This window comes from Cupriavidus sp. R6-3 (assembly GCF_059772245.1).
Genome location: NZ_JCBAJO010000368.1, coordinates 1 through 3,136, shown reverse-complemented (window position 1 = coordinate 3,136; position 3,136 = coordinate 1). Strand labels below are relative to the sequence as shown.

Annotated in this window: 3 protein-coding genes and 1 pseudogene; 3 read left to right on the top strand and 1 reads right to left on the bottom strand. The window is 70.3% G+C overall.

The features are described 5' to 3' along the window. The 3 genes and pseudogenes from AC6EI8_RS25595 to AC6EI8_RS25585 all read left to right on the top strand — a co-directional run. Positions 1-542, top strand: a pseudogene (locus AC6EI8_RS25595) (hypothetical protein); the annotation flags it as partial. Positions 543-824: 282 nt separating this feature from the next. Next, entirely contained in the window at positions 825-1,358 is a 534-nt protein-coding gene (gene nudB, locus AC6EI8_RS25590) for a dihydroneopterin triphosphate diphosphatase (protein WP_150084473.1), read from the top strand. After that, a complete protein-coding gene (locus AC6EI8_RS25585; protein ID WP_150084471.1) occupies positions 1,355-2,146 on the top strand; it encodes an endonuclease/exonuclease/phosphatase family protein in 792 nt (263 codons plus the stop codon). The genes nudB and AC6EI8_RS25585 overlap by 4 nt, the downstream gene beginning before the upstream one ends. A gap of 54 nt (positions 2,147-2,200) precedes the next feature. On the opposite strand, the gene mobB is transcribed toward AC6EI8_RS25585, so the two are convergent. After that, entirely contained in the window at positions 2,201-2,710 is a 510-nt protein-coding gene (mobB, locus tag AC6EI8_RS25580; protein WP_226108533.1) for a molybdopterin-guanine dinucleotide biosynthesis protein B, read from the bottom strand. Between the last annotated feature and the right edge of the window lie 426 nt (positions 2,711-3,136).

Genomic DNA, 3,136 nt, shown 5'->3' with positions numbered 1-3,136 from the left:
AGGATGCCCTGCTGACGGGCCGCCGCGGCAGCGGCGCCGATCCGCTGCTGGTGGTCGCGCCGCAGCCGGTGGTGCAGGCCTATCTGGCCGCGCAGCGGACCTTCGAGACGATGGCCGCGCAACTGCAGGCGCGTCGCCGCGACGCGCTGGCGCTGCAGGATGCGGCACAGGCGCTGGTCGCCGAGGCCGCGCAGATCGAGCAGGAGACCGCCAGCATCGTGCTGCGCTTCGAGCAGGTGAACGCGCAGGCCGCGCAGGCCCCGCATGGCGAGGGCGGCGACTACCAGCGCTTCCTGATCCAGAAGTACCACGCGCTGGGCCAGCGCGAGAAGGAGGTCGCGCAGGCGCGCACCGAGATGCAGGCGCGCGCCAACCAGGCCGCCGAAGCGCTGGCGACCGAGGCGCACGCCGCCGCCGCGCGCTACACCGAATCGCTGGCGCCGCTGATGCAGCAGCTGCGCGCCGCCTGGGGCCACGGCGACTCGCCGGAAGTGTTCGACAGCTGGGTGCGCGAAGCGGGCGTCCGGGAAGAGCGGGCCTGACAGCGGATTTTCTCCCCTCTCCCGCAAGCGGCAGAGGGGCAGGGGAGAGGGTAGCGGCAGGTGGTCGGGCCACGGCGCATTGGAACCATCCCCCCTCCGCAATCCTCGTCCCCGAGGAGGAGAGGGAGAACATCCCCGGTCCAGGGTGCCGGCGGCCTCGCAGCGCGTTCGCAGTGCCCACGCCATCACATCATCCCCACGCCTCCCAGGCTTGTCGGACTAACGCCGGTGGCGCCGGCGGGCAACTGCGTTAAGCTTGTCAGCCTGTTCCCGTCCGATCCCATGCCCTACAAGATTCCCGAATCCGTGCTGGTCGTGATCCATACGACCGATCTGCAGGTCCTCTTGCTGGAGCGCGCCGACCGTCCCGGCTTCTGGCAATCCGTCACCGGCAGCCTCGATACCCCCGACGAACCCTTGGCATTGACCGCCGCCCGCGAGGTGGCCGAGGAAACCGGCATCGTCGCGAGCGAGCACCGCCTGCAGGACTGGGGCCACCACATCGAATACGAGATCTATCCCGAATGGCGCCATCGCTACGCGCCCGGGGTCACGCGCAATGTCGAGCACTGGTTCGGCCTGTGCGTCGAGCGGCCGCTGCCGGTCACGCTGTCGCCGCGCGAGCATCTGCAATCGGTCTGGCTGCCGTGGGAGCAGGCGGCCGCGCGCTGCTTCTCGTCGAGCAACGCCGAAGCAGTGCGCCAGCTGGCGTGGCGAGCGGCGGCCGGGGCGACGGCTTGCGGCGCGGGCGCCATGAACGCTGGGGGCGCCGCCGTGGACGCAGCAGGCGCCGGCCAGGCCGGAGGGCCGCGATGAAGCTGCGCGTGGTCACCTACAACATTCACAAGGGGCTGACCGGCTTCGCGCGCCGTCCGCGCATCCAGCATGTCCGTGACGGGCTGCAGACGGTCGACGCCGACATCGTCTTCCTGCAGGAAGTGCAGGACCGCAACGATCGCCTGGTGGCCGCCTCCCTGTTCGATTCCGACTACACGCAGCTGAACTACCTGGCGACCGACGCCTATCCGCATTCGGTCTACGGCCGCAACGCGGTCTACGACCACGGCCACCATGGCAACGCGATCCTGTCGCGCCATCCGATCCTGATGTCGGAGAACCTCGATATCTCGGACCACCGCTTCGAGCAGCGTGGCCTGTTGCATGCGGTCGCCGACGTCCACGGCATCGAGGCGCATCTGATCTGCGTGCATTTCGGCCTGTTCGCGCGCAGCCGCGCGCGCCAGGCCGAGGCGCTGGTCGAACGCGTGCGCAATGTGGTGCCGGCGGACGCGCCGCTGGTGATCGCCGGCGACTTCAACGACTGGAACCACCGGCTCGATGCGCTGATCTGCAACACGCTGGGCGCGCTGGAGGCCTCGCAGGCGCGCGGCTCGCGGCTGCATACCTTTCCGAGCCATATGCCGTGGTGGCAGCTCGACCGGATCTACGTGCGGGGCTTCGAGATCGAGCGCGCCCGTGTGCTGACCGGGCGCGACTGGGCGCAGCGCTCGGACCATGTGCCGCTGGTCGCCGAACTGGCGCGGCCACAGGTGCCCGAGGCCAATCCGCGGCACAGCGACGAGACGGCGGGCGCCGCCGGATAGTCGCCCGGGGGCCGCCGGCCCGGCGGCGAGGCCGCGCCAAGGCGTCCGCTTCCGCTACAGCCCGGCCCGTTCCCGCACGAAGGCCTCGATGGCGTCGATCCGGTTCAGGTCGAGCACCGGCAGCCGGGTCAGCGCGGCCACCTCGCCCGGCGCATCGGTGGCGACGCCGACGATCCCGGGCACATCCGGCCACAGCGGCGCCCGGCCGTGGCCGGGACGATAGACCTCGAGCTTGGGCACGTCGCTGTGCTTGTATCCCTCGACCAGCACCAGGTCGGTATCGGCGGGCAGCACCGCGAGCGCGTCGGCCAGTTCGGGCGGCGGCGCGCCTTCTTCGTATCGGCGCATCAGCGTCAGATGGCGCGCACCGACCAGCACCACATTGGCGCAGCCCGCCTCGCGCATCCGCCACGAATCCTTGCCCGGCGTGTCCGGGTCGAACCCGTGATGGGTATGTTTGACGCCGGCCACGCGTAGCCCGGACGCGACGAAGCGGGGAATCAACTGGTCCAGCAAGGTGGTCTTGCCGCTGCCGGAAGTGCCGGCGATACCGAATACCTTCACGATCGAATCAGTTCCATGCGCAACGCGGTGCGCACCTGAGTGCGCGGGGGCGACGGTGGGGACGATGTCAGCAACAGCGTCGGGACGAAAGCGCGACGATAGCAGAGTCGGCGCGGGCCCGTCCCTCCGGGCCCGAAGTCCCACCCGAGGTCTGGCCCGAAGTCTGGTCCGAAGTCTGGCCCGAAGTCTGGCCCCAAGTCTGGCCCGAGGTCTGGCCCGAAGTCTGGCCCGAGGTCTGGCCCCAAGTCTGGCCCGAAGTCTGGTCCGAAGTCCGGCCCAAGGTCTGGCCCGACTTCGGGCGCCAATGCCCGCCGGGTGGCGTTCCCGCCGCGAGGTGACCGATAATGCCGCCATGCCCTTGTCCGAGAGCCCACCCGAACCCACCCGGTCCTCCAGGATCGCCGCCCATGCGGTGGAAGGCGAGAC